25 protein-coding genes are annotated in these 25763 nt (G+C 71.4%); 9 read left to right on the top strand and 16 right to left on the bottom strand.

Annotated features, from left to right (window positions below; translation table 11 throughout):
- Window positions 1-349: 349 nt before the first annotated feature.
- The 8 genes from IE170_RS10370 to IE170_RS10335 all read right to left on the bottom strand — a co-directional run bounded on the left by IE170_RS10370 (window position 350) and on the right by IE170_RS10335 (window position 6949).
- Entirely contained in the window at window positions 350-697 is a 348-nt protein-coding gene (locus IE170_RS10370; protein ID WP_189809007.1) for a metal-sulfur cluster assembly factor, read from the bottom strand.
- On the bottom strand, window positions 694-1155 hold the full coding sequence (gene sufU / locus IE170_RS10365; RefSeq protein WP_114057060.1) for a Fe-S cluster assembly sulfur transfer protein SufU: 462 nt from the start codon (window positions 1153-1155) through the stop codon (window positions 694-696). Before sufU ends, IE170_RS10370 begins: the two co-directional genes overlap by 4 nt.
- 35 nt (window positions 1156-1190) lie before the next feature.
- Window positions 1191-2447 carry a cysteine desulfurase gene (locus IE170_RS10360; RefSeq protein WP_189809006.1) on the bottom strand — a complete coding sequence of 419 codons (1257 nt, stop codon included), beginning with the start codon at window positions 2445-2447 and terminating at the stop codon, window positions 1191-1193.
- Window positions 2444-3208 (bottom strand): Fe-S cluster assembly ATPase SufC, encoded by a 765-nt coding sequence (gene sufC / locus IE170_RS10355; RefSeq protein WP_114057062.1) that lies wholly within the window; start codon window positions 3206-3208, stop codon window positions 2444-2446. Before sufC ends, IE170_RS10360 begins: the two co-directional genes overlap by 4 nt.
- A gap of 7 nt (window positions 3209-3215) precedes the next feature.
- Window positions 3216-3533, bottom strand: coding sequence for a bifunctional 3-phenylpropionate/cinnamic acid dioxygenase ferredoxin subunit (locus IE170_RS10350; RefSeq protein ID WP_114057063.1), 318 nt, complete (start codon window positions 3531-3533; stop codon window positions 3216-3218).
- The gene (gene sufD, locus IE170_RS10345; RefSeq protein ID WP_189809005.1) at window positions 3533-4711 is read right to left on the bottom strand and encodes a Fe-S cluster assembly protein SufD; all 1179 of its coding nucleotides are present in this window, start codon (window positions 4709-4711) and stop codon (window positions 3533-3535) included. Before sufD ends, IE170_RS10350 begins: the two co-directional genes overlap by 1 nt.
- Window positions 4712-4790: 79 nt before the next feature.
- Complete coding sequence (gene sufB / locus IE170_RS10340; RefSeq protein ID WP_189809004.1) at window positions 4791-6206, bottom strand: Fe-S cluster assembly protein SufB; 1416 nt, start codon at window positions 6204-6206, stop codon at window positions 4791-4793.
- Window positions 6203-6949: a helix-turn-helix transcriptional regulator gene (locus tag IE170_RS10335; RefSeq protein WP_189809003.1), complete on the bottom strand. Its 747-nt coding sequence runs from the start codon at window positions 6947-6949 to the stop codon at window positions 6203-6205. Before IE170_RS10335 ends, sufB begins: the two co-directional genes overlap by 4 nt.
- 248 nt (window positions 6950-7197) lie before the next feature.
- On the opposite strand from IE170_RS10335, the gene IE170_RS10330 reads away from it, so the two are divergent.
- The 4 genes from IE170_RS10330 (at window position 7198) to IE170_RS10315 (ending at window position 11130) form a co-directional block, all read left to right on the top strand.
- Window positions 7198-8124: an ABC transporter ATP-binding protein gene (locus tag IE170_RS10330; protein ID WP_189809002.1), complete on the top strand. Its 927-nt coding sequence runs from the start codon at window positions 7198-7200 to the stop codon at window positions 8122-8124.
- Window positions 8121-8903 (top strand): ABC transporter permease, encoded by a 783-nt coding sequence (locus tag IE170_RS10325; RefSeq protein WP_189809001.1) that lies wholly within the window; start codon window positions 8121-8123, stop codon window positions 8901-8903. The genes IE170_RS10330 and IE170_RS10325 overlap by 4 nt, the downstream gene beginning before the upstream one ends.
- 84 nt (window positions 8904-8987) lie before the next feature.
- Entirely contained in the window at window positions 8988-10136 is a 1149-nt protein-coding gene (locus tag IE170_RS10320) for a hypothetical protein (protein WP_189809000.1), read from the top strand.
- A 25-nt stretch (window positions 10137-10161) separates the two neighbouring features.
- Window positions 10162-11130 carry a COX15/CtaA family protein gene (locus tag IE170_RS10315; RefSeq protein WP_373298971.1) on the top strand — a complete coding sequence of 323 codons (969 nt, stop codon included), beginning with the start codon at window positions 10162-10164 and terminating at the stop codon, window positions 11128-11130.
- A 352-nt stretch (window positions 11131-11482) separates the two neighbouring features.
- On the opposite strand, the gene IE170_RS10310 is transcribed toward IE170_RS10315, so the two are convergent.
- Window positions 11483-11827 carry a hypothetical protein gene (locus IE170_RS10310; protein ID WP_189808998.1) on the bottom strand — a complete coding sequence of 115 codons (345 nt, stop codon included), beginning with the start codon at window positions 11825-11827 and terminating at the stop codon, window positions 11483-11485.
- A 24-nt stretch (window positions 11828-11851) separates the two neighbouring features.
- Window positions 11852-12793: a heme o synthase gene (locus IE170_RS10305; protein ID WP_189808997.1), complete on the bottom strand. Its 942-nt coding sequence runs from the start codon at window positions 12791-12793 to the stop codon at window positions 11852-11854.
- 259 nt (window positions 12794-13052) lie between these two features.
- Here IE170_RS10305 and tkt point away from each other — a divergent pair, with 259 nt between their 5' ends.
- The 5 genes from tkt (at window position 13053) to pgl (ending at window position 19755) form a co-directional block, all read left to right on the top strand.
- Window positions 13053-15140, top strand: a complete 2088-nt coding sequence (gene tkt, locus IE170_RS10300) for a transketolase (protein ID WP_189808996.1) — start codon at window positions 13053-13055, stop codon at window positions 15138-15140.
- 35 nt (window positions 15141-15175) lie between these two features.
- Complete coding sequence (tal, locus tag IE170_RS10295) at window positions 15176-16294, top strand: transaldolase (RefSeq protein WP_189808995.1); 1119 nt, start codon at window positions 15176-15178, stop codon at window positions 16292-16294.
- Window positions 16295-16299: 5 nt separating this feature from the next.
- Complete coding sequence (zwf, locus tag IE170_RS10290; RefSeq protein WP_189808994.1) at window positions 16300-17826, top strand: glucose-6-phosphate dehydrogenase; 1527 nt, start codon at window positions 16300-16302, stop codon at window positions 17824-17826.
- Entirely contained in the window at window positions 17823-18884 is a 1062-nt protein-coding gene (gene opcA, locus IE170_RS10285) for a glucose-6-phosphate dehydrogenase assembly protein OpcA (protein WP_189808993.1), read from the top strand. Before zwf ends, opcA begins: the two co-directional genes overlap by 4 nt.
- Window positions 18885-18978: 94 nt before the next feature.
- The gene (gene pgl, locus IE170_RS10280; RefSeq protein WP_189809034.1) at window positions 18979-19755 is read left to right on the top strand and encodes a 6-phosphogluconolactonase; all 777 of its coding nucleotides are present in this window, start codon (window positions 18979-18981) and stop codon (window positions 19753-19755) included.
- Window positions 19756-19830: 75 nt separating this feature from the next.
- On the opposite strand, the gene pgi is transcribed toward pgl, so the two are convergent.
- The 6 genes from pgi to gap form a co-directional block, all read right to left on the bottom strand.
- The gene (gene pgi / locus IE170_RS10275) at window positions 19831-21486 is read right to left on the bottom strand and encodes a glucose-6-phosphate isomerase (protein ID WP_189809033.1); all 1656 of its coding nucleotides are present in this window, start codon (window positions 21484-21486) and stop codon (window positions 19831-19833) included.
- 166 nt (window positions 21487-21652) lie between these two features.
- On the bottom strand, window positions 21653-21940 hold the full coding sequence (locus IE170_RS10270) for an RNA polymerase-binding protein RbpA (protein ID WP_030197743.1): 288 nt from the start codon (window positions 21938-21940) through the stop codon (window positions 21653-21655).
- Window positions 21941-22184: 244 nt separating this feature from the next.
- On the bottom strand, window positions 22185-22415 hold the full coding sequence (secG, locus tag IE170_RS10265) for a preprotein translocase subunit SecG (protein ID WP_125540640.1): 231 nt from the start codon (window positions 22413-22415) through the stop codon (window positions 22185-22187).
- Between the two features lie 152 nt (window positions 22416-22567).
- The gene (gene tpiA / locus IE170_RS10260; RefSeq protein WP_189808992.1) at window positions 22568-23344 is read right to left on the bottom strand and encodes a triose-phosphate isomerase; all 777 of its coding nucleotides are present in this window, start codon (window positions 23342-23344) and stop codon (window positions 22568-22570) included.
- A gap of 6 nt (window positions 23345-23350) precedes the next feature.
- Window positions 23351-24562: a phosphoglycerate kinase gene (locus IE170_RS10255; protein WP_189808991.1), complete on the bottom strand. Its 1212-nt coding sequence runs from the start codon at window positions 24560-24562 to the stop codon at window positions 23351-23353.
- Window positions 24563-24709: 147 nt separating this feature from the next.
- Complete coding sequence (gap, locus tag IE170_RS10250) at window positions 24710-25714, bottom strand: type I glyceraldehyde-3-phosphate dehydrogenase (protein WP_125540637.1); 1005 nt, start codon at window positions 25712-25714, stop codon at window positions 24710-24712.
- Window positions 25715-25763 lie beyond the last annotated feature (49 nt).

The raw sequence follows: 25763 nt of genomic DNA, 5'->3' as shown, positions 1-25763 counted from the left end.
ACGCGAAGCGGTACGCGAAGCGGTACGCGAAGCGGTACGCGAAGCGGTACGCGAAGCGGTACGCGAAGCGGTACGCGGGGGCGGGACCGAGCGGTACGCGGGGGCGGGACCGAGCGGTACGCGGGGGCGGGACCGAGCGGTACGCCGGCCTCCGCGGCCGCGGTGCGGTGGCCGGGCCCGGCGATGCCCCGGGCCCCGACGGCGCGGATCGCGGCCCCGGTGACCGCGCCCGTACGCAACGCCGCCCGGACACGGGGCTGCCGGCACACGGGGCTGCCCGCACGCAAAAGAGGAGGACCCCCGGCACAAGCCCCGTGCCGGGGGTCCTTCCGTGTCGCCGTCGGACGGCTCAGACGTTGAAGCCGAGCGCGCGCAGCTGTTCGCGGCCGTCGTCCGTGATCTTGTCCGGACCCCACGGCGGCATCCACACCCAGTTGATGCGCAGCTCGTTGACGATGCCCTCGGTCGCCGACTTCGCCTGGTCCTCGATGACGTCGGTCAGCGGGCACGCCGCGGACGTCAGCGTCATGTCGAGGGTCGCGATGTTCGCGTCGTCGATGTGGATGCCGTAGATCAGGCCCAGGTTGACGACGTCGATTCCCAGCTCGGGGTCCACCACGTCGTAGAGGGCCTCGCGGACCTCCTCCTCGGTGGCCGGCTTGATCGACGCCTCGGGCGTCGTCGCGTTCTCGGTCATGCCGTCTTCCTCTCCGCGTCGCCCAGCACCTGGGCCGTCGCGTCCTTCCACGCCATCCAGCTCAGCAGGGCGCACTTCACCCGCGCGGGGTACTTCGAGACGCCGGCGAACGCGACCGCGTCCTCCAGCACCTCCTCCATGGCCTCGTCGGGCTCGATCTTGCCCTTGGACTGCATCAGCTCCAGGAAGGTCTCCTGGATCCGCTGCGCCTCGGACAGCTTCTTCCCCACGAGCAGCTCGTTCAGCACGGACGCGCTGGCCTGGCTGATGGAGCAGCCCTGGCCCTCGTAGGAGACGTCGGCGAGCGTCTCCCCGTCGTACTTCACGCGCAGCGTGATCTCGTCGCCGCACGTCGGGTTGACGTGGTGCACCTCGGCGTCGCCCTCGCGCAGGCCGCGCCCGTGCGGGTGCTTGTAGTGGTCCAGGATCAGCTCCTGGTACATCGAATCCAGCTTCACTGCGGCTCCGTCTTCGTCACCCTCGTCTTCCCCGGTCAGCCGAAGAAGTTGCGTACGTGCTCCAGCCCGTCGACCAGCGCGTCGACGTCGGCCGGAGAGGAGTACAGGTAGAAAGACGCCCGCGTGGTCGCAGGAATTCCGTACCGCAGGCAGACCGGCCGCGCGCAGTGGTGGCCCACGCGGACGGCGATGCCCTGCTCGTCGAGCACCTGGCCCACGTCGTGCGGGTGGATGTCGCCGAGGGTGAAGGAGATCGCCGCACCGCGGTCCTCGGCCGTCATCGGGCCGATGATGCGCAGGTCGGGGACCTCCAGCAGGCGCCGGACGGCGTACTCGGTGATCGCGTGTTCGTGCGCGGCGATCTTGTCCATGCCGATCGAGGTGAGGTAGTCCACGGCCGCGCCGAGGCCGACGGCCTGCGCGATCGGGGGCGTGCCCGCCTCGAACTTGTGGGGCGCCGGGGCGTACGTCGAGGAGTGCATCGAGACGGTCTCGATCATTTCGCCGCCGCCGAGGAACGGGGGCAGGTCCTCCAGGAGCTCCTGGCGGCCCCACAGGACGCCGATGCCGGTCGGGCCGCACATCTTGTGGCCGGTGAAGGCCACGAAGTCGGCGCCGAGGGCCTGGACGTCCAGGGGCATGTGCGGGGCGGCCTGGGAGGCGTCGATCAGCACGAGCGCGCCGACCTCCTGCGCCCGCCGGACGATCGTCTCGACCGGGTTGACCGTGCCCAGGATGTTGGAGACCAGCGTGAAGGAGACGATCTTCGTCTTCTCCGTGATGACCTCTTCGATGTTGGACAGGTCGAGCCGGCCGTCGTCGGTGAGGCCGAACCACTTCAGCTTCGCGCCGGTGCGCTGCGAGAGCAGCTGCCACGGCACGATGTTGGAGTGGTGCTCCATCTCCGTGATGGCGATCTCGGTGTCGCGGTCGACCCGGTAGGGCTCGTCGGCCCAGCCGAGCATGTTCGCGACCAGGTTGAGCGACTCGGAGGCGTTCTTCGTGAAGATCACCTCGTCGCGGCTCGGCGCGTTGACGAAGGCGGCGACCTTGTCGCGGGCGCCCTCGTACAGTGCCGTGGCCTCCTCGGCGAGCACGTGCACGCCCCGGTGGACGTTGGCGTTGTGCCGTTCGTAGTAGGCGTTCAGCGCGTCGAGTACCTGGCGCGGCTTCTGCGAAGTCGCCGCGTTGTCCAGGTAGACGATCTTCTTCCCGTCGTGGACCACGCGATCCAGCAGGGGGAAGTCCTTGCGGATCGCCTCGATGTCGAGGAGGCCGGGCAGCTGTGTCACGCCGTTGCGCCACCCTTCACGTACTTGTCGTAGCCCTCGGCCTCGAGCTGGTCGGCCAGCTCGGCGCCGCCGGACTCGGCGATGCGCCCGTTGGCGAAGACGTGCACGAAGTCGGGCTTGATGTAGCGCAGGATACGCGTGTAGTGGGTGATCAGCAGGGTGCCGACCTCGCCGGACTCGCGGACGCGGTTGACGCCCTCGGAGACGATGCGCAGGGCGTCGACGTCCAGGCCGGAGTCCGTCTCGTCGAGGATCGCGATCTTCGGCTTGAGGAGCTCCAGCTGGAGGATCTCGTGGCGCTTCTTCTCACCGCCGGAGAAGCCCTCGTTCACGTTGCGCTCGGCGAAGGCGGGGTCCATCTGCAGACGGGCCATGGCCTCCTTGACCTCCTTCACCCAGGTGCGCAGCTTGGGCGCCTCGCCGCGGACGGCGGTGGCGGAGGTGCGCAGGAAGTTGGAGACCGAGACGCCGGGGACCTCGACCGGGTACTGCATGGCGAGGAAGACGCCGGCGCGGGCGCGCTCGTCGACGGACATCTCCAGGACGTCCTCGCCGTCGAGGGTCACCGTGCCACCGGTGATGGTGTACTTCGGGTGACCGGCGAGGGAGTACGCCAGGGTGGACTTGCCCGAGCCGTTGGGGCCCATGATGGCGTGCGTCTCACCCTGCTTGACGGTGAGGTCGACACCCTTGAGGATCTCGCGGGCGCCGTTCTCCGCCTCGACGGAGACGTGCAGGTCGTGGATTTCAAGCGTTGCCATGGGTGCCTCAGGACTCCTGGGTGAGGGAGACGAGCACGTCGTCCCCTTCGATCTTTACGGGGTATACGGGAACGGGGCGCGTCGCGGGCAGCCCGGACGGCTTGCCGGTGCGCAGGTCGAAGGCCGACCCGTGCAGCCAGCACTCGATCATGCAGTCCTCGACCTCGCCCTCGGAGAGGGAGACGTTCGCGTGCGAGCAGATGTCGTTGATCGCGTACACCGATCCCTCGGTGGCGACGATGGACACCGGCGTGCCGTCGAGCTCCACCCGCTTGGGGGTGTTCTCCTCCAGCTCGCTGAGCGCACAGGCCTTGACGTACGTCATCAGACGGACGCCTCGAGCTCTGCCTCGATCTTCGCGATCAGGCGCTCCTCGATGTCGTCGACACCGATCTGCTGGACGAGCTCCGCGAAGAAGCCGCGGACCACGAGGCGGCGGGCCTCGTCGGCCGGGATGCCGCGGGCCTGGAGGTAGAAGAGCTGCTCGTCGTCGAAGCGGCCGGTCGCGGAGGCGTGGCCGGCGCCGACGATCTCGCCGGTCTCGATCTCCAGGTTGGGGACGGAGTCGACCCGCGCGCCGTCCGTGAGGACGAGGTTGCGGTTCATCTCGTAGGTGTCGGTGCCCTCGGCGCTCTTCTCGATGAGGACGTCGCCGATCCAGACCGCGTGGGCGTCCTGGCCCTGCAGGGCGCCCTTGTAGACCACGTGGGACTTGCAGTGCGGGGCGTCGTGCGTGACGAGGAGGCGGTGCTCCTGGTGCTGGCCGGCGTCGGTGAAGTAGACGCCGAGCAGTTCGGCCTCGCCGCCGGGGCCGGCGTAGCGCACGCGCGGGTGGATGCGGACGAGGTCGCCGCCGAAGGTCACGACGACGGACTTGAAGGTCGCGTCGCGGCCGAGCAGCGCGTTGTGCTGCGAGGTGTGGACGGCGGTGTCGTCCCAGTCCTGGACGGACACGAAGGTCACCTTGGCGCCGTCGCCGACGAGGATGTCGACGTTGGCGGCGCGGACGCCGTCACCGGTGTGGTCGATGACGATGATCGCCTCGGCGAACGGCTTGACGTCGAAGACGGTGTGGCCGAAGGTCGTGCCGCCCTCGCCGTGCAGGGCGACGCGGATCGGCTCGGTGAGCACGGTCTCCTTGGGCACGGTGACGACCGTGGCCTTGGCGAAGGAGGAGAAGGCCTGGGCGGCGACCCGGTCCACCGGGGTGCCGGCCTTGCCGATGCGCTCGTCGCCGCGCTCGACCGACTCGACGGTGACGCCCTCGGGCGCGTCGATCTGGGCCTTCATCGTGCCGTCCGCGGCGGCGGTGCCGTCGTGGAGGCCGCGCAGCCGGCCCAGCGGGGTGAAGCGCCACTCCTCCTCCCGGCCGTGCGGGATGGGGAAGTCCGCCACGTCGAAGGACGGCGGCGCGCTCATCCGGGTGGCGACGGTGGACTCCGCGGCCACCGCGATCGAGCCGGCGGTGGTGGAGCCCACCGGGATGTTCTGAGCCTCAGCCATGGCTGTCGTGTTGCTCACTCTCTTGAAAGAACACTGCCTACGTCAAAGATTGCGCCGGAGGTCCGCCGCGCGGCCGGGGTCAGCCGACCGAGCCCTCCATCTGGAGCTCGATCAGCCGGTTCAGCTCCAGCGCGTACTCCATCGGCAGCTCCTTGGCGATGGGCTCGACGAAGCCGCGCACGATCATGGCCATGGCCTCGAACTCGGTCATGCCGCGCTGCATCAGGTAGAAGAGCTGGTCGTCGGAGACCTTGGAGACGGTCGCCTCGTGGCCCATGGTCACGTCGTCCTCGCGGACGTCCACGTACGGGTACGTGTCCGAGCGGGAGATCGTGTCGACCAGCAGGGCGTCGCAGAGGACGTTGCTCTTGGAGCCGGGGGCGCCCTCGCCGATCTCGACCAGGCCGCGGTAGGAGGTGCGGCCGCCGCCGCGCGCCACCGACTTGGAGACGATGTTCGAGGAGGTGTTCGGCGCCATGTGGACCATCTTGGAGCCGGCGTCTTGGTGCTGGCCCTCGCCCGCGAAGGCGATGGACAGGGTCTCGCCCTTGGCGTGCTCGCCCATGAGGTAGACGGCCGGGTACTTCATCGTGACCTTGGAGCCGATGTTGCCGTCGATCCACTCCATGGTCGCGCCCTCGTAGGCCACGGCGCGCTTGGTGACCAGGTTGTAGACGTTGTTCGACCAGTTCTGGATCGTGGTGTAGCGGCAGCGGCCGCCCTTCTTCACGATGATCTCGACGACGGCGCTGTGCAGCGAGTCGGAGGAGTAGATGGGCGCGGTGCAGCCCTCGACGTAGTGGACGTAGGCGTCCTCGTCCACGATGATCAGCGTCCGCTCGAACTGGCCCATGTTCTCCGTGTTGATGCGGAAGTAGGCCTGGAGCGGGATGTCCACGTGGACGCCCTTGGGCACGTAGATGAAGGAACCGCCGGACCAGACCGCCGTGTTCAGCGACGCGAACTTGTTGTCGCCGACCGGGATGACGGTGCCGAAGTACTCCTGGAAGAGCTCCGGGTGCTCCTTCAGGGCGGTGTCGGTGTCGAGGAAGATGACGCCCTGCGCCTCCAGGTCCTCGCGGATCTGGTGGTAGACGACCTCGGACTCGTACTGGGCGGCGACACCGGCGACGAGGCGCTGCTTCTCCGCCTCCGGGATGCCGAGCTTGTCGTACGTGTTCTTGATGTCCTCCGGCAGGTCCTCCCAGGACTCGGCCTGCTTCTCGGTGGACCGCACGAAGTACTTGATGTTGTCGAAGTCGATGCCCGACAGGTCGGAGCCCCAGGTCGGCATGGGCTTCTTGTCGAAGAGCTTCAGGCCCTTGAGGCGGAGCTTCAGCATCCACTCGGGCTCGTTCTTCTTCGCCGAGATGTCCCGGACGACGTCTTCGGACAGGCCTCGCTTCGCCGCCTGGCCGGCCGCGTCGGAGTCGGCCCAGCCGTACTCGTAGTTGCCCAGACCCTCGAGCTCAGGGTGAGCAGTCTCCGTGGTCATGCGGGGTTCCTCCCGGCCGTGCTTGCAGATGCTGATGAGTTGGACTGTGGTGCTGTGCCCGCGCCGCGCGGGATGAACGTCGTGCACACCCCGTCGCCGTGGGCGATGGTGGCGAGGCGCTGCACATGGGTCCCGAGCAGGCGGGAGAAGACCTCGGTCTCCGCCTCGCAGAGCTGCGGGAACTGCCCGGCCACGTGGGCCACCGGGCAGTGGTGCTGGCAGAGCTGTTCTCCGCTGTGCGGACCGGGAGCGCTCTTCGCCGTGGCAGCGTACCCGTCCGCGGTCAGCGCCCTGGCGAGGGCCTCGGTGCGGTCTTCGGGGGCGGCGGCCTCGACGGAGGCGCGGTAGGCCTCGGCCTGCGCGTCCATGCGGGCCCGCGCGAAGGCGGCCACGGCGGCCTCGCCCTGCTCGCCGCCGCCGGCGGACTGCGCGATCCAGCGCAGGGCGTCCGCGGCGAGCGAGTCGTAGGACTGGTCGAAGGCGTCGCGGCCGCAGTCGGTGAGGGCGAAGACCTTGGCGGGCCGGCCCCGGGTGCGCGCGCCGTAGACCCGCTGTTCGCGGGCTTCGACGACGCCGTCGGTGACCAGGGTGTCCAGGTGGCGGCGGACTGCGGCCTGGGTGAGGCCGAGGCGCGCCGCGAGGTCGGCGACGGTGGACGGACCGTGGTCCAGGATGGAGCGCGCGACCCGGTTGCGGGTGGACCGCTCCCCGGTAGCGAGCTCCCCCTGGGGGGTCTCGATCATCCGTTCGCCGTATTTCACAACGCCATTGTTGCGTAATTAGTGGAGCCGCGACAACCCGTGACGGACGCCACGCCTGGTGTCCTCCGTCACTAAGGGTCACCTAACATATCCACACAGAGTGATCCGGGACGAGGCTCCGCTCCCTCCCACCAGCACTGATGCGCGGCCCCGCCGGGAGCCCCGCGCGCCCCTTCCGCGCCCCGCCCCGGCGCCCCGGGCGCCCCCGGCCGCTCCGTAGACTCACCCGCATGAGCAACGACCCCGCCGTGGAGATCCGCGGACTGGTGAAGCGGTACGGCCCCAAGACGGCGGTGGACGGTCTCGACCTCACCGTGCGCCGGGGCGAGGTCACCGCCGTACTCGGCCCCAACGGCGCGGGCAAGACCACCACGATCGAGACGTGCGAGGGCTACCTGCGGCCCGACGCCGGGACGGTCCGCGTCCTCGGCCTCGACCCCGTCGCCGAGGCCTCCGCCCTGCGCCCCCGGATCGGCGTCATGCTCCAGTCCGGCGGCGTGTACTCCGGCGCCCGCGCCGTCGAGATGCTGCGCCACATGTCCCGGCTGTACGCCGACCCGCTCGACGTCCCGGCGCTCGTGGAGCGCCTCGGCCTGGAGGGCTGCGGCCGCACCCCCTACCGCCGCCTCTCCGGCGGCCAGCAGCAGCGGCTGTCGCTGGCCATGGCCGTGGTGGGCCGCCCCGAGCTGGTCTTCCTGGACGAGCCGACCGCGGGCCTCGACCCCCAGGCCCGCCGGGCGACCTGGGAGCTCGTACGGGAGCTGCGCGCCGACGGGGTCGGCGTCGTCCTCACCACCCACCACATGGACGAGGCGGAGCAGCTGGCGGACGAGGTGGCGATCGTCGACGCCGGCCGGGTCATCGCCCACGGCAGCCCCGAGCAGCTGTGCCGCGGCGGCGCCGAGAACACCCTGCGCTTCACCGGCCGGCCCGCCCTGGACGTGGCCTCCCTGCTCAAGGCACTGCCGGACGGCACCCAGGCGGCCGAGGTCCTCCCCGGCGTGTACCGGGTGACCGGTGACATCGACCCGCAGATGCTGGCCACCGTCACCTCCTGGTGCGCCCAGCACGGCGTGCTGCCGGACGGCCTCTCGGTGGAGCGGCACACCCTCGAAGACGTCTTCCTCGAACTGACCGGTAAGGAGCTGCGCGCATGAGCGCCGGTACGTTCGCCCCCCGCCCGGGGGCCGCGCCCATGTCCCGCATGGTCCTCGCGCAGACGGCGCTGGAGACGCGGATGCTGCTGCGCAACGGCGAGCAGCTGCTGCTGACCGTGGTGATCCCGGCGATGCTGCTCGTGCTGTTCTCGGCCGTCGACATCGTCTCCGTGCCGCTCGACGCGGCCCGCGGGGAGGAGGCCGTGGACTTCCTGGCGCCCGGCGTCATCGCGCTGGCGGTGATGTCGACCGCGTTCACCGGCCAGGCCATCGCCACGGGCTTCGACCGCCGCTACGGAGTGCTCAAGCGGCTCGGCGCCTCGCCGCTGCCGCGCTGGGCGCTGATGGCCGCCAAGACGCTGTGCGTGCTGGTCACCGAGGTGCTTCAGATCGCCCTGCTGACGGCGATCGCCTTCGCGCTGGGCTGGTCCCCGCAGGGCGGGGCGCTGCCGGCGGTGCTGCTGGTGCTGCTGGGCACGGCGGCCTTCTCGGGGCTGGGGCTGCTGATGGCCGGCACCCTCAAGGCGGAGGCCACGCTGGCCGCCGCGAACCTGGTCTTCCTGCTCCTCCTGGTCGGCGGCGGGGTGATCGTGCCGATCGAGAAGTTCCCCGGTGCCGTGCAGTCCGTCCTCGGTCTGCTGCCGATCACCGCGCTCTCGGAGGGGCTGCGGGAGGTGCTGCGGTACGGGGCGCCGATGCCGTGGGGCGACGCCGCCGTCCTCGCGGCGTGGGCCGCGCTGGGCCTGGGCGCCGCGGCCAGGTTCTTCCGCTGGGAGTGAATCCCTCGCCCCGTACGTTGGTCCCGGGGGACGATGGGCGCCGCAGCACAGGGGTGGCGCACACCAGGACGCCGGGGGGCGGAAATGGGGCAGCGGGAGGCCGCACTGCGGCTGGACGGGCAGTGGGCGGGGATCAGGTCCGGGGAGCGGGAGGCGGCGTACGGCGAGGCCGAGGCGCTGCTGGGGGAGCTCATCGCGGCCCTGCGCGGGCCGGCCGGGACCGATCCGGAGTGCGCGGCGCGGCTGGGGCTGCGCCTGGGCGACCTGGCGGCGCGGCGCTTCGCCGGCGGTGACCGGGCCGGGGCGCTGGCGGCCGTCGAGGAGGGGCTGGGGTACGTACGGCAGGCCGCGGGGTACTCCCCGCAGTACGCCCGCTGGTACGCCCGCCTGCTGATCAACCAGGGCGTGTGGCTCGCGTGGCCGCTCAGCGGCCCCGACCGGCTGCCGCTGCACCCGCTCGGCGCGGCCGCCGAGGACGGGCCGGCGGCGATGGAGCGGGCGGCCGGCGAGCGGGCCCTGGATCTGACGCGCACCGCGGTCGGGGTGTGGAGCGGCCTGGACCAGGAGGACCCTGTCAACCGGCGCGGCCTCGCCCAGGCTCTGGTGTTCCTCGGCGACCGGCTCGCCGAGCTGGGCCTGGCAGAGGAGGCCGTGGCCCGCGCGGTGGAGGCCGAGGGCGCCTTCCGGGCGCTGCTCCTGGCCGACCCCGGCTCGGCGGGCGCGGCCGGTGCGGAGGAGGCCCTCGACCACATAGGGCGGCAGCTGGAGCTGCGCCTGCGCTTCCTGTCCTTCGGCTCCCTGGTCGGGCTGCGGGCCCGCGGCCTGCTGCCGGGGCGGCTGCTGCCGCAGGCCGTGGCGGCCGCCCGGATCCAGGGGGTGCCGGAGGAGGAGCTGGCGGCCCGCCTGCACCTGGGCGCCGACCAGGTCCGCACGATGCTGGAGGTCACTGCCTGGCGGGCCGTGTGGCGGTTCGAGGCCCGCGGCGCGGACGGGCTGTGGGAGGGCCGGCACAGCGGCTGGCAGGGCAGCGCCGAGGTCCGCAACCGCACGGCCGAGGAGTTCGGCGCGGAGCTGGTCCGCGGCTTCCGGATGTCGTCGCGCTACCCGGGGGACGGGACGCACTGGCGGCTTCGGGTGTGGTGGCACCAGGAGGGCGACCCGGCGGGTGCCCGCTTCCGGTACGTGTCGGGCCCGGATTCCGCGGCGCGCCACCCGGGCGACACCCCCTCGTGAAAGTTTGCACAAGGCGCCGCGTACGATAAGCGCCGTGTTGACCCCACTCGCTTACCTCGCGCGCCGCTGGACCCCGTCACCCCGGACCGTCCGGCGCGCCGCGTTCGCCGCCCTGCTCATGAGCGTGGCCATCGTCGTGACCGGCGGGGCCGTGCGCCTGACCGGGTCCGGCCTCGGCTGCGACACGTGGCCCAAGTGCACCGACGACAGCCTGGTCGCGACGCAGGAGCAGGGGCTGCACGGGGCGATCGAGTTCGGCAACCGGATGCTGACGTACGTGCTGTCCGCGGCCGTCGGCTGGTCCATCCTCGCGGCGCGCTCGGCCAAGCCGTGGCGCCGCTCGCTGACCCGGCTCGGCTGGATGCAGTTCGGCCTCGTCGTGGCCAACGCAGTGCTCGGCGGGATCACCGTGATGACCGGGCTGAACCCATACAGCGTCGCCGGGCACTTCCTGCTGGCCACTGCGCTGATCACCCTGACCACGGTCACCTGGCACCGCCTCGGCGAGGGGGACACCCCGGCCCGGCCGCGGGTGCCCGGCCCGGTGCGCAAGCTGTCCTGGGCGCTGCTCGCGACGACCGCCGTGCTGATCGCCGCGGGCACGGTGGTGACCGGCTCCGGCCCGCACGCCGGCGACAGCAGCGAGATCAAGCGGATGCCGCTCGACTGGGAGGGCGTCGCCCACGTCCACGCGATCGCCGCCTGGCTGGTGTGCGCGCTGGCGGTCGCGATGTGGCTGGTGCTGCGCGTGGTGGACGCCCCCGCGGACACCCGGGCCCGCGCCCGCGACCTGCTGGCGGTCCTGCTCGCCCAGGGCGCCGTCGGCTACGTCCAGTTCTTCACGGACCTTCCGGAGCTCCTGGTCGCGGCCCACATGCTCGGCTCCTGCCTGGTGTGGATCGCCGTCCTGCGCGTGGCGCTGAGCCTGCGCGAGCGGCCTGCGCCGGAGGCCGGCGCTCCGGCGCAGGCCGAGCCGTCGCTCTCGGCGGCCTGAGGCGTACGCAGGCCCGGTTTCCGGGTCGGCGGGTGATCGGAGGGGCGGCGCACCGTGCGCCGCCCCTCCGGCGCGTTCGGGGGCGCCTTGCCGACGGCGGCCGGGCCGCCCCCGCGGAGCGCGGGGCGGCTCCCCGCGGCACCACCGGAGGACCGGGCAAAGCGATCGGAGCCCGGGCCCGCGGCGGGCTCGGAGGCCCTGCCCACGGCAGCGCCGGGGGCCCGCCCCCCGCGGCAGCGTCAGAGGCCCGGCCCCGCGGCGGGCCGCCGCCGGGGCGCGCGCGGCCCCGTACGCCTGACAGCCCTGTGCCCCGCCCGTTCCGGGCGGGGCACAGGGCTGTCAGGGGGAGGCGTCAGGCCGCGGGCTGCTGTCCGCCGAGCTGGAGGCCCGCCATGCGGTTCCACTCGTACGGGCCGGTCTTCACGCGGGCGGCGAAGTCGCCGTCGAAGTCCTCGTGGAGGGTGAGGGCGGCCTTCTCCGCGGCCAGGGCGGCGGCCGCGTGGGTCGGCGCGACGAGGTCGCCCCAGGCGCCGTCGGCGCCGACCAGCACGATCCGGGTGCCGGCCTGGCCGATGTGCGCGAGGTGCCCCTCGGCGCCGCCGTGCTCCTTGGCGAACGCCCCGATCTGCTTGGCCAGCTTCGCGGCGGCCCGCTCCTGCTTCTTGTCCGCGGCGTCCGCGGGGGTGGTGTCTGCCATGGACAGCATGCTACCCGCGGGTAATCAGCGGAGGAAGGGATCCACGGCCACGGCCACGAACAGCAGCGACACGTAGGTGATGGACCAGTGGAACAGGCGCATCTCCTTCAGCTTCGCGCCCGTCACGCCCGCCTTGGCGCGCGCGTGCAGCGCGTGCGCCTCCCACAGCCACCAGCCGCCGGCCGCCAGCGCGACCGCCGTGTAGAACCAGCCGGTGTACCCCAGGGGGGTGAGCAGCAGCGAGACGGCGACCATCACCCAGCTGTAGGCGACGATCTGCCGCGCGACGGCCCGGTTGCCGGCGACGACCGGCAGCATGGGCACGCCGACGCGCGCGTAGTCGTCAGCCACCTTCATGGACAGCGGCCAGTAGTGCGGCGGCGTCCAGAAGAAGATGACGAGGAAGAGGATGACGGCGGCCCAGGAGACCTCGTTGCGGACCGAGGACCAGCCGATGAGCACCGGCATGCATCCGGCGATGCCGCCCCAGACGATGTTCTGGGTGGTGCGCCGCTTCAGCAGCATCGTGTAGACGACGACGTAGAAGAGGAGCGCGCCGAGGGCGAGTGCGGCGGACAGCCAGTTGACGAGCAGTCCGAACCACGCGGTGGAGACCACGCCGAGGGTGATGCCGAAGACGAGGCACTCCCGCGGGCTGACCATGCCGGTCACGAGCGGGCGCTGCGAGGTGCGGTCCATCAGCGCGTCGATGTCGCGGTCGATGTACATGTTCAGGGCGTTGGCGCCGCCCGCGGACATGTAGCCGCCGAAGCACGTGGCGAGGACCAGCCAGAGCGAGGGCACGCCCTGCTCCGCGAGGAACATCACCGGCACTGTGGTGATCAGCAGAAGTTCGATGATCCGCGGCTTGGTCAAAGCCACAAAAGCCATGGCACGGGCCCCGAACGGCCGGTGCCCGGGGCTCGTCCCGAGCACCCCCGATGGACGGGATTCGACGGCCGTCACGCACACCCCTGACAGAGAAACCAGCAAGCTCCGGGCATGGGGGCCCGTAAAGGCTTGCGCGTACCACGCCACTGTAGACGTTGCACTTGTGTCGCCCTGCGCGGGGGTCGCCTCGTGTTGGCCCGATCGGGGGCGGCGACGTTGTGACGGACTGCGGGCACTCGAATAGCTGCACGCCGCGGCGGGGGTAGGCTCGGAATCGCGCCGGTGCACCGTACGTCACCGGGAACAGACATGTGGAGAGGAGCCCTGACCCACGGTGAGCACGAAGCCGACGACCACAGAGCTCGAATGGACCGAACTGGACCAGCGCGCGGTGGACACCGCCCGCATCCTCGCCGCGGACGCGGTCCAGAAGGTCGGAAACGGCCACCCCGGCACGGCCATGAGCCTGGCCCCCGCCGCTTACACGCTCTTCCAGAAGGTGATGCGGCACGACCCGGCCGACCCCGAGTGGGTCGGCCGCGATCGTTTCGTGCTCTCCGCCGGACACTCCTCGCTGACCCTCTACACCCAGCTGTACCTGGCCGGCTTCGGCCTGGAGCTGGACGACCTCAAGTCGTTCCGCACCTGGGGCTCGAAGACCCCGGGCCACCCGGAGTACGGCCACACGGCCGGCGTCGAGACCACCACCGGCCCGCTGGGCCAGGGCGTCGCCAACGCGGTGGGCATGGCCATGGCCGCCCGCTACGAGCGCGGCCTGTTCGACCCCGAGGCCGCCCCGGGCACCTCCCCCTTCGACCACATGGTGTACGCCATCGCCGGCGACGGCTGCCTCCAGGAGGGCATCTCCGCCGAGGCGTCCTCCCTCGCGGGCCACCAGAAGCTCGGCAACCTCGTCCTGCTGTGGGACGACAACCACATCTCCATCGAGGGCGACACCGAGACGGCCGTCTCCGAGGACACCCTCAAGCGGTACGAGGCCTACGGCTGGCACGTCCAGCGCATCGAGCAGCAGCCCAACGGCGACATCGACCCCGCCGCCCTGTACGCGGCCCTGGCCGCCGCCAAGGCCGAGACGGAGCGCCCGTCCTTCATCGCGATGCGCTCGATCATCGCCTGGCCCGCCCCGCACGCCCAGAACACCGAGGCGGCCCACGGCTCGGCCCTCGGCGACGACGAGGTCGCGGCCACCAAGCGCGTCCTCGGCTTCGACCCGGAGCGGGCCTTCGAGGTCTCCGACGAGGTCATCGCCCACACCCGCAAGGCGCTGGACCGCGGCCGCGAGGCGAAGGCCGAGTGGGAGAAGGAGTTCTCCGCCTGGCGCACCGCCAACCCGGAGCGCGCCGCCGCGTTCGACCGGATCAACGCGAACGAGCTGCCCGAGGGCTGGGAGGACGCGCTCCCCGTCTTCGAGCCCGGCTCCTCCGTCGCCACCCGCGCCGCCTCCGGCAAGGTCCTGCAGGCGCTCGGCGCCGTCATCCCGGAGCTGTGGGGCGGCTCGGCCGACCTGGCCGGCTCGAACAACACCACCATCGACAAGAACTCCTCGTTCCTGCCGAAGGGCAACCCGCTGCCGGAGGCCGACCCGTACGGCCGCACCATCCACTTCGGCATCCGCGAGCACGCCATGGCCGCGGCCATGAACGGCATCGCCCTGCACGGCCACACGCGCATCTACGGCGGCACCTTCCTGGTGTTCTCCGACTACATGCGCAACGCGGTCCGCCTGTCCGCGCTGATGCACCTGCCGGTCACCTACGTGTGGACGCACGACTCCGTCGGCCTCGGCGAGGACGGCCCGACCCACCAGCCGATCGAGCACCTCGCCTCGCTGCGCGCCATCCCGGGCCTCGCGCTCGTCCGCCCGGCCGACGCCAACGAGACGGCCGTCGCCTGGCGGGAGATCCTGCGCCGCCACACCAAGGTGTTCGGCAAGGGCACCCCGCACGGCCTGGCCCTCACCCGCCAGGGCGTGCCCGTGTACGAGCGGAACGAGGACGCCGCCAAGGGCGGCTACGTGCTCTTCGAGGCCGAGGGCGGCGAGCCGCAGGTCGTGCTCATCGGCACCGGCTCCGAGGTCCAGCTCGCCGTCGCCGCCCGCGAGGCGCTCCAGGCCGAGGGCATCCCGACCCGCGTGGTGTCGATGCCGTCCGTCGAGTGGTTCGAGGAGCAGGACCAGGCCTACAAGGACGGCGTGCTGCCGCCGTCCGTCAAGGCCCGTGTCGCGGTCGAGGCGGGCATCGGCCTGACCTGGCACCGCTACGTCGGGGACGCGGGCCGGATCGTCTCGCTGGAGCACTTCGGCGCCTCCGCCGACGCGAAGGTGCTGTTCCGCGAGTTCGGCTTCACCCCGGAGGCCGTGACCGCCGCCGCCAAGGAATCCCTCGAAGCCGCCGCGCGCTGACGCCGGTACAAGAACCAGTAGGAGATGCAATTCCCATGACAGACGCACTCAAGCGCCTCTCCGACGAGGGCGTGGCGATCTGGCTGGACGACCTGTCCCGCAAGCGCATCACGTCGGGCAACCTGGCCGAGCTGATCGACGAGTCGCACGTCGTCGGCGTCACCACCAACCCGTCGATCTTCCAGAAGGCGATCAGCAGCGGCGACGGCTACGAGCAGCAGCTCGCCGACCTCGCGGCCCGCAGGGTCACCGTCGAAGAGGCCATCCGCATGATCACCACGGCGGACGTCCGCGACGCCGCCGACATCCTGCGGCCGGTGTTCGACCGGACCGACGGCCAGGACGGCCGCGTGTCGATCGAGGTCGACCCGCGGCTGGCCCACAACACCGCGGCGACCGTCGCCGAGGCCAAGCAGCTCGCCTGGCTGGTGGACCGCCCCAACACGCTGATCAAGATCCCCGCGACCAGGGCCGGCCTGCCGGCGATCACGGAGGTCATCGGCCGGGGCATCAGCGTCAACGTCACGCTGATCTTCTCGCTGGAGCGCTACCGCGAGGTCATGGACGCCTACGTGTCCGGCCTGGAGAAGGCCCGGTCCGCGGGCCTGGACCTCTCCGAGATCCACTCGGTCGCGTCGTTCTTCGTCTCCCGCGTGGACACCGAGATCGACAAGCGCCTGGACGGCGTCGGCACCGACGAGGCCAAGGCCCTCAAGGGCAAGTCGGCCCTCGCCAACGCCCGCCTGGCCTACGAGGCGTACGAGGAGGTCTTCTCCTCCGACCGCTGGGCCGCCCTGGAGCGCCTGGGCGCCAACAAGCAGCGCCCGCTGTGGGCCTCGACCGGCGTCAAGGACCCGGCGTACAAGGACACCCTGTACGTGGACGACCTGGTCGCCCCGAACACGGTCAACACGATGCCGGAGGCCACCCTGGAGGCCGCCGCCGACCACGGCCGGGTGACCGGCGACACCGTGCGCGGCACCTACGACGAGTCCCGCCGGGTGCTCGCCGCGGTCGCGGAGCTCGGCATCTCGTACGACGATGTGGTCCAGCTGCTGGAGGACGAGGGCGTCGAGAAGTTCGAGGCGTCCTGGAACGACCTGCTGAAGTCCACCGAGGCGGAGCTGGAGCGCCTCGCTCCCACGGAGGCCTGAACACCTTGTCTGTAAACGGAGCGAACCCGCTTCGTGACGCACAGGACCGGCGGCTCCCGCGTATCGCGGGGCCGTCCGGCCTGGTCATTTTCGGCGTTACGGGTGACCTGTCGCGCAAGAAGCTGATGCCTGCCGTCTACGACCTGGCCAACCGCGGCCTGCTCCCGCCGGGCTTCTCCCTGATCGGCTTCGCCCGCCGCGAGTGGGAGCACGAGGACTTCGCCCAGGAGGTGTACGAGGCCGTCAAGCAGCACTCGCGCACCCCCTTCCGGGAGGAGGTCTGGCAGCAGCTGGTGCAGGGCTGCCGCTTCGTCCAGGGCGACTTCGACGACGACCAGGCGTTCGAGACGCTGAAGGCGACGATCGAGGAGCTCGACAAGCAGCAGGGGACGGGCGGGAACTTCGCCTTCTACCTGTCGGTGCCGCCGAAGTGGTTCCCCAAGGTGGTCCAGCAGCTCAAGGACCACGGGCTCGCCCAGAAGGAGGGCTCCTGGCGGCGCGCCGTCATCGAGAAGCCCTTCGGGCACGACCTGAAGAGCGCCGAGGAGCTCAACAAGGTCGTCCACGAGGTCTTCCCGCGGGACGAGGTCTTCCGCATCGACCACTACCTGGGCAAGGAGACCGTCCAGAACATCCTGGCGCTCCGCTTCGCGAACACGATGTTCGAGCCGATCTGGAACCGGTCCTACGTGGACCACGTGCAGATCACCATGGCCGAGGACATCGGCATCGGCGGCCGCGCCGGGTACTACGACGGCATCGGCGCCGCCCGCGACGTCATCCAGAACCACCTGCTGCAGCTGCTCGCGCTGACGGCGATGGAGGAGCCGGGCTCCTTCCACCCCAAGGCGCTGGTGGCGGAGAAGCTGAAGGTGCTCAGCGCCGTCCAGGTCCCCGAGGACCTGGGCAAGCACACCGTGCGCGGCCAGTACACCTCGGCGTGGCAGGGCGGCGAGAAGGTCGTCGGCTACCTCGAAGAGGACGGCATCGACCCGAAGTCCAAGACGGACACCTACGCGGCGATCCGCCTGGAGATCAACAACCGCCGCTGGGCGGGCGTGCCGTTCTACCTGCGGACGGGCAAACGCCTGGGCCGCCGGGTGACGGAGATCGCGGTGGTCTTCAAGCGCGCCCCGTACCTGCCGTTCGAGTCGGGCGCGACCGAGGAGCTGGGGCAGAACGCCCTGGTCATCCGGGTCCAGCCGGACGAGGGCGTCACGGTCCGCTTCGGCTCCAAGGTCCCGGGCACCTCGATGGAGGTCCGGGACGTCACGATGGACTTCGCGTACGGCGAGTCCTTCACGGAGTCGAGCCCCGAGGCGTACGAGCGCCTCATCCTGGACGTCCTGCTGGGCGACGCGAACCTCTTCCCGCGCCACCAGGAGGTCGAGCTGTCCTGGAACATCCTCGACCCGATCGAGGAGTACTGGGACAAGCACGGCAGGCCCGCGCAGTACCCGGCGGGGACCTGGGGGCCGGTCGAGGCGGACGAGATGCTCGCACGAGACGGACGGAGCTGGCGCCGGCCATGAAGATCGACCTCACGGAGACCACCTCCAGCAAGATCAACGCCGCGCTGGTGCAGGCCCGCCGCGACATCGGCACGCCGGCCATCGGCATGGTCCTCACGCTGGTGATCGTGACCGACGAGGAGAACGCGTACGACGCGCTCAAGTCGGCGAACGACGCGTCCCACGAGCACCCCTCGCGGATCATCGTCGTGATCAAGCGGGTCAGCCGCTCGGCGCGCAGCCGCCGCGACGCCCGCCTCGACGCGGAGGTCCGGGTCGGCGCGGACGCGGGGACCGGCGAGACGGTCGTGCTCCGCCTCCACGGCGAGCTCGTCCACCACGCCGACTCGGTGGTCCTCCCGCTGCTGCTCCCGGACGCGCCGGTCGTCGTCTGGTGGCCCGAGGGCGCGCCCTCGGACCTGGCGGGCAGCGCACTGGGCGCACTCGCGCAGCGCCGCATCAGCGACACGTACGCCTGCGAGGACCCGATAGGGGCCCTCGCGGAGCGGGCGGAGACGTACGCGCCCGGGGACACGGACCTGTCCTGGACCCGGATCACGCCGTGGCGCTCCATGTTGGCGGCGGCCCTGGACCAGCAGGCCTTCGAGGTCGTCTCGGCGACCGTCGAGGGCGAGGACGAGAACCCGTCCTGCGAGCTGCTGGCCATGTGGCTGGCGGACCGGCTGAAGGTGCCCGTCGAGCGCACGCTGTCGTCGGGCCCCGGCCTGACGGCGGTCCGCCTGGAGACCAAGGAGGGCGAGATCCTCCTGGGCCGCGCGGACGGTTCGCTGGCGACGCTGTGCATGCCGGGCCAGCCCGACCGCAGCGTGGCGCTCAAGCGCCGCGAGACGGCCGAGCTGCTGGCGGAGGAGCTGCGCCGGCTGGACCCGGACAACACCTACGAGTCCGCGCTGAAGTTCGGCGTGGCGAAGCTGCGGGTGGCGAAGGACTCCCCCGCCCCGGCCGCGGCCGCGCAGGCTGCGGAGGGCGACGGCGCCGAAGCGGCCGCCCCCGCCGGCAAGGCCGCCGCGAAGCCCGCCTCCAAGGCGGCCGCCAAGAAGGCCCCGGCCAAGCAGTGACACCCCGCGGCCGCCGGCCGGATCCGCCCCCTCGGGGGCGGTCCGGTCGGCGGCCGCACCGTTTCCCGACCAAGAAGGCGGCAACAACATGGGTATGACGACTCCCCAGGTCGTCGTCCACCGGGACAAGGAGCTGATGGCCCAGGCCGCGGCCGCCCGGCTCATCACGAAGATCGTGGACGCGCAGGCCGCACGGGGCACCGCCTCGGTGGTCCTGACCGGCGGCCGCAACGGCAACGGGCTGCTCGCCGCGCTGGCGGCGGCCCCGGCCCGGGACGCGGTCGACTGGGCCCGGATCGACCTGTGGTGGGGCGACGAGCGCTTCGTCCCGGCCGACGACCCCGAGCGCAACCACGTCCAGGCCCGCGAGGCGCTGCTGGACGCCGTGCCCGTCGACCCGGCGCGGGTGCACGCGATGCCCGCGTCGGACGGCCCGTACGGGGACGACGCGGACGCCGCGGCCGCGGCGTACGCGGAGGAGCTGCGGCGGGCCGCCGGCCCGGAGGACCACGGCCCGGTCCCCCGCTTCGACGTGCTGATGCTGGGCGTGGGCCCCGACACGCACGTGGCGTCGCTGTTCCCGGAGCACCCGGCGGCGCGGGAGTCCGAGCGCACGGTCGTCGGCGTGCACGGCGCCCCCAAGCCCCCGCCGACCCGGGTCTCGCTGACCCTGCCGGCGATCCGGGCGGCCCGCGAGGTGTGGCTGCTCGCGGCGGGCGAGGACAAGGCCGGCGCGGTCGCCATCGCGCTGGGCGGCGCCGGCGAGGTCCAGGCCCCGGCCGCGGCCGCGTACGGGCGCTCGCGCACCCTGTGGCTGCTCGACCGGGCGGCCGCGGCGAAGCTCCCGGCGGGGCTCTACCCGCCGGTGTGAGCCTGACGGCCCCTCACGGTGCCGCGGACGGCCCGCCCTCCCCTCGGGGACGGCGGGCCGTCGCGTCGGCAGGGGTCAGGAGCGGCCGCGCAGCGAGCGGTAGACCCCGACGAGGTTCCGGGTCGACGCGTCGAGCCCGGGGACGTCGGCGCCCTCGGCCAGCGCCGGCTCCACGCGCTTGGCGAGGACCTTGCCGAGCTCCACGCCCCACTGGTCGAAGGAGTCGATGTTCCACACCGCGCCCTGGACGAAGACCTTGTGCTCGTACAGCGCGATCAGCTGGCCGATCACGGACGGGGTCAGCTCGGTGGCCAGGACCGTGGTCGTGGGGTGGTTGCCGCGGAAGGTCTTGTGGGGGACGAGCTCCTCGGCGACGCCCTCCGCGCGGACCTCGTCGGCGGTCTTGCCGAAGGCCAGCGCCTGCGTCTGGGCGAAGAAGTTGGCCATCAGCAGGTCGTGCTGGGCCGCGAGGCGCGGCGGCAGTTCGGCGACGGGGCGGGCGAAGCCGATGAAGTCCGCCGGGATCACCTTGGTGCCCTGGTGGATCAACTGGTAGTAGGCGTGCTGGCCGTTGGTGCCGGGGGTGCCCCAGACGACGGGGCCCGTCTGCCAGTCGACGGGGCGGCCCTCGCGGTCCACGGACTTGCCGTTGGACTCCATGTCGAGCTGCTGGAGGTAGGCGGTGAACCGCGAGAGGTAGTGGCTGTAGGGCAGGACGGCGTGCGACTGGGCGTCGTGGAAGGCGCCGTACCAGATGCCGAGGAGGCCGAGGAGCAGCGGGGCGTTCTCCTCCGGGGGCGCCGTGCGGAAGTGCTCGTCCATCAGCCGGAAGCCGGAGAGGAGTTCGCGGAAGCGGTCCGGGCCGATCGCGATCATCAGCGAGAGGCCGATGGCGGAGTCGAAGGAGTAGCGGCCGCCGACCCAGTCCCAGAACTCGAACATGTTGGCCGGATCGATGCCGAAGCCCGTCACCTTCTCCGCGTTGGTGGAGAGCGCGACGAAGTGCCGTGCGACGGCGGCCTCGTCGCCGCCGAGGCCGTCCACCAGCCAGGCGCGGGCCGATTCGGCGTTGGTGATGGTCTCGATCGTCGTGAACGTCTTGGACGCGACGATGAACAGGGTCCGCGCCGGGTCGAGGTCGCGGACGGCCTCGTGCAGGTCGGCGCCGTCGACGTTGGAGACGAACCGGACCGTCAGGCCGCGGTCGGTGAAGGGGCGCAGCGCCTCGTAGGCCATCGCCGGTCCGAGGTCGGAGCCGCCGATGCCGATGTTGACGATGTTGGTGAGGGGCGCTCCGGTGGAGCCGGTCCACTCCCCGGAGCGGATCCGCTCGCTGAAGGAGGCCATCTTGTCGAGGACGGCGTGGACTCCGGGGACGACGTCCTCGCCGTCGACCTCGACGACCGTGCCGGCGGGGGCGCGCAGAGCGGTGTGCAGGACCGCGCGGCCCTCGGTGGTGTTGATCTTCTCGCCGCGGAACATGGCCTCGCGCAGTTCGGCGACGCCGGTGGCGGCGGCCAGTTCGCGCAGCAGCGTGAGCGTCTCGTCGGTGACGAGGTGCTTGGAGTAGTCGATGTGGAGGTCGCCGACGCGCAGCGTGTACGCCGTGCCGCGCTCGGGGTCCTCCTCGAACAGCTGCCGCAGATGCGTCTGCCCCAGCTCTTCCCGGTGCTTGCCGAGGGCAAGCCACTCGGGGGTCCGGTTGAGCCTTGCCCGGCCTTCTGCGTTCATCTCGGACATCAACCCGTTTCTTCCGTCCTGTCGTGCCCCGCCGATCACCAACTTAAGGGATCGAGGGGGTCTGTGCGGGACAGCGCTGCGGTGTGCGGGCACGCGAAGGGCCCGGTCCGCCGGAGGTGGGCCTCCTGCGGGCCGGGCCCGGTGCCGCGCGGTGGCGTCAGATCTCGCCGCGGAGCTTGGCGAGGGCCTCGGCGAGGATGGCCTCGCCGTCGGCGTCGGTGCGGCGTTCGCGCACGTACGCCAGGTGCGTCTTGTACGGCTCGGTGCGCGGCGGCGCCGGGGGGTTGTCCCGGTCCTGGCCGGCCGGGAACCCGCAGCGCGGGCAGTCCCAGGTGTCCGGCACCTGTGCGTCGCTGGCGAAGCTGGGCTGCGTCTCGTGCCCGTTCGAGCACCAGAACGAGATGCGCAGGCGGGGCGCGGACTCGCCGCGCTCGGCCTCGCCCATCGGCCCCGCCCCGACCCGGCTGCCACGGATCGCGTTGCCACTTGCCACGGTCGTAACTCCCCTGCGTGATGGTGCCGCGAAGCGTGAGAGGTTTCCGCCGCGGGCGCCCCAGTCTACGGAAGGCCCAACGGACGTCCAGCAAATGGAGTTACTCACTCCGAGCCGTGGACGCCGCCTTCATGATAGGCGGGACGCGCCGGGCGGGACGGCCGGATTGGCGAGAACCGGCGGCTGCGCGGAGGTGTCAGCCGTTCGACTTCATCAGCAGGCCGAGGGCGACGATGCACGCGAACCACAGCAGGCCGACGACGACCGTGATGCGGTCGAGGTTGCGCTCGGCGACCGAGGAGCCGCCGACGGAGGACTGCATGCCGCCGCCGAACATGTCGGAGAGGCCGCCGCCCTTGCCCTTGTGCATCAGCACGAGCAGCATCAGCAGCGCACTGAAGACGATCAGGGCGATCGAGAACCCCATAACCACGGCTGATTCCTACTTTCTGGCTTCCGAAGGCTTTCCGGCGGTGCCGGATGGGCGCGGGGGCCAGTGGCTGGTGGTGCAGCCTCCTGGCCCCCGCAAGGGTACGACGGATCCGGCCCGCGGCCTACTCGCTGCCGCGGGGGTGCGGACTACTGGTCCCGGAACCGGACGATCTTGACGAACTCGTCCGCGTCGAGGGCGGCGCCGCCGATCAGGGCGCCGTCGACGTCCGGCTGCGCCATGATCGCCGCGATGTTGTTCGCCTTGACGGAGCCGCCGTACTGGATGCGGACCTTGTCGGCCAGCTCCTGGGAGTACAGCTCGGCGAGGCGGCGGCGGATGGCCCCGCAGACCTCCTGGGCGTCCTCGGGGGTGGCGACCTCGCCGGTGCCGATGGCCCAGACGGGCTCGTAGGCGATGACGACCGACTCGGCCTGCTCGGCCGGGACGTCCTTCAGGCCGCCGTCGACCTGGGCGAGGGTGTGGGCGACCTGGTCGCCGGCCTTGCGGACCTCCAGGCCCTCGCCGACGCACAGGATCGGGGTGAGGCCGTGCCGGTAGGCGGCCTTGACCTTGGCGTTGCAGACCTCGTCGGTCTCGCCGTGGTACTGGCGGCGCTCGCTGTGGCCGACGGCCACGAACGTGCACTTGAGCTTGGCGAGCATGGAGCCGGAGATCTCGCCGGTGTAGGCGCCGGCGTCGTGGGCCGAGAGGTCCTGGGCGCCGTACTTGATCTTCAGCTTGTCGCCGTCGACGAGGGTCTGGACGGAGCGCAGGTCGACGAAGGGCGGCAGGACCGCGACCTCGACGGCGTCGTAGTCCTTGTCGGCGAGCGCGAAGGCGAGCTTCTGGACGTGCGCGATGGCCTCGAGGTGGTTGAGGTTCATCTTCCAGTTGCCCGCCATGAGCGGGGTGCGCGTGGTCATCGGGGGTCAGACCTCCAGTGCAGCGAGACCGGGGAGCGTCTTGCCCTCGAGGTATTCGAGGGAGGCGCCGCCGCCGGTAGAGATGTGGCCGAAAGCGTTCTCGTCGAAGCCGAGCGTGCGCACGGCCGCGGCGGAGTCGCCGCCGCCGACGACGGTGAAGGCGCTGCTGTCGACGAGGGCCTGCGCGATGGCGCGGGTGCCGCCGGCGTAGTCCGGGTGCTCGAAGACGCCCACGGGGCCGTTCCAGAACACCGTCTCGGCATCGGCGATCTTCGAAGCGTACAGCTCGCGGGTCTTGGGGCCGATGTCGAGGCCCTCCTTGTCGGCCGGGATCTTGTCCGCGTCGACGGTGGTGTACTCGGCCGGGGCCTTGCCCTTGAGGTCGGGGAACTCCGTGGAGGCGAGGACGTCGACCGGCAGGACGAGCTCGACGCCGTTCGCCTCGGCGCGGGCCATGTACTCCTTGACGGTCTCCACCTGGTCCTTCTGGAGCAGGGAGATGCCCACCTCGTAGCCCTTGGCGTGGAGGAAGGTGTAGGCCATGCCGCCGCCGATGAGGAGGCGGTCGGCCTTGCCGAGGAGCTCGTCGATGACGGCGAGCTTGTCGGAGACCTTGGCGCCGCCGAGGACGACGACGTAGGGGCGCTTGACGTCGGCGGTCAGCTTCTTCAGGACGCCGACCTCGGCGGCGATCAGGGAGCCGGCGGCGTGCGGCAGGCGCGCGGGCAGGTCGTAGACCGAGGCGTGCTTGCGGTGCACGGCGCCGAAGCCGTCGCCGACGTAGACGTCGGCGAGCTCGGCGAGCTGGTCGGCGAAGGCACCGCGCTCGGCGTCGTCCTTGGCGGTCTCGCCGGGGTTGAAGCGGAGGTTCTCCAGGACGGCGACCTGGCCGTCGGAGAGCTTCGCGACGGTCTCCTTGGCGGAGGCGCCGACGGTGTCGGCGGCGAAGGCGACCTCGGCGCCGAGGAGTTCGCCGAGCCGCTTCGCGGCCGGGGCGAGGGAGAACGCCGGGTCCGGGGCGCCCTTGGGGCGGCCCAGGTGCGAGGCGACGACCACGCGGGCGCCGGCCTCGGCGAGGCGGGCGATGGTCGGCTGCACGGCGCGGATCCGGCCGTCGTCGGTGATCACGTCGCCGGAGAGCGGCACGTTGAGGTCCGCGCGGACGAAGACCCTCTTGCCCGAGACGCCCTCGGCGAGGAGTTCGTCGATCGTCTTCATGTGTTTCTACTCCTTGTCCCCCGGCACGGGCCGTACCGGCGCGGGGTGGGTGGGGCGGGCAGGCAACAGGGCCCGTACGGCGCTTCATCGCGCTGCGCGGACCCTGTGCTCACATCATGGGAGTTCGGCTTGTGTGTCCGACGTGCGTCAGAGCCGGCCGCCGACGTAGACGGTCAGGTCGACGAGTCGGTTGGAGTAGCCCCACTCGTTGTCGTACCAGCCGACGACCTTGACCTGCTTGCCCTGGACCATCGTCAGCGACGAGTCGAAGGTGCAGGAGGCCGGCCAGTTCACGATGTCGGAGGAGACGATCGCGTCCTCGGTGTAGTCCAGGATGCCCTTGAGCTGGCCCTCGGACGCCTTCTGGAAAGCGGCGTTGATCTCGTCCTTGGTGACCTCGCGGTCGAGCTCGATGACGAGGTCGGTGACCGAGCCGGTCGGGACCGGGACGCGCATGGCGATGCCGTCCAGCTTGCCCTTCAGCTGCGGGAGGACCAGGGCGGTGGCCTTGGCGGCACCGGTGGAGGTCGGGATGATGTTCTCGGCGGCGGCGCGGGCGCGGCGCAGGTCCGAGTGCGGGAAGTCCAGGATGCGCTGGTCGTTCGTGTACGCGTGGACCGTCGTCATCATGCCCTTGACGATGCCGAAGTTCTCGTCGAGGACCTTGGCCATCGGCGCCACGCAGTTGGTGGTGCAGGAGGCGTTGGAGATGACGTGGTGGTTGGCCGCGTCGTACTTGTCGTGGTTGACGCCCATCACGATGGTGATGTCCTCGTCCTTGGCCGGGGCCGAGATGAGGACCTTCTTCGCGCCGGCGGCGATGTGCTTGGCGGCGTCGGCCTTCTTCGTGAAGATGCCGGTCGACTCGATGACGATGTCGGCGCCCAGCTCGCCCCAGGGGAGGTTCGCGGGGTCGCGCTCGGCGAACGTCTTGAAGGTGTTGCCGCCGACCGTGATCGTGTCCTCGGTGTGCGTGACCTCCTGCTTGAGGCGGCCGAGGATGCTGTCGTACTTGAGGAGGTGCACCAGGGTGGCGTTGTCCGTCAGGTCGTTGACACCGACGATCTCGATGTCCGCCCCCTGCTCCAGGAGAGCTCGGAAGTAGTTGCGGCCAATTCGACCAAAACCGTTGATTCCTACGCGGATCGTCACGAACCGATCTCCTCGTTGGTGCGCCGGTCTGTGCGCCCGGCGAGCTGTA

The sequence above is a fragment of the Streptomyces toxytricini genome, assembly GCF_014649915.1.
In the GTDB taxonomy this organism is placed as follows: domain Bacteria; phylum Actinomycetota; class Actinomycetes; order Streptomycetales; family Streptomycetaceae; genus Streptomyces; species Streptomyces toxytricini.
Note: the sequence above shows the minus strand (reverse complement) of the source record. Positions and strands in the feature narration are given on the sequence as shown.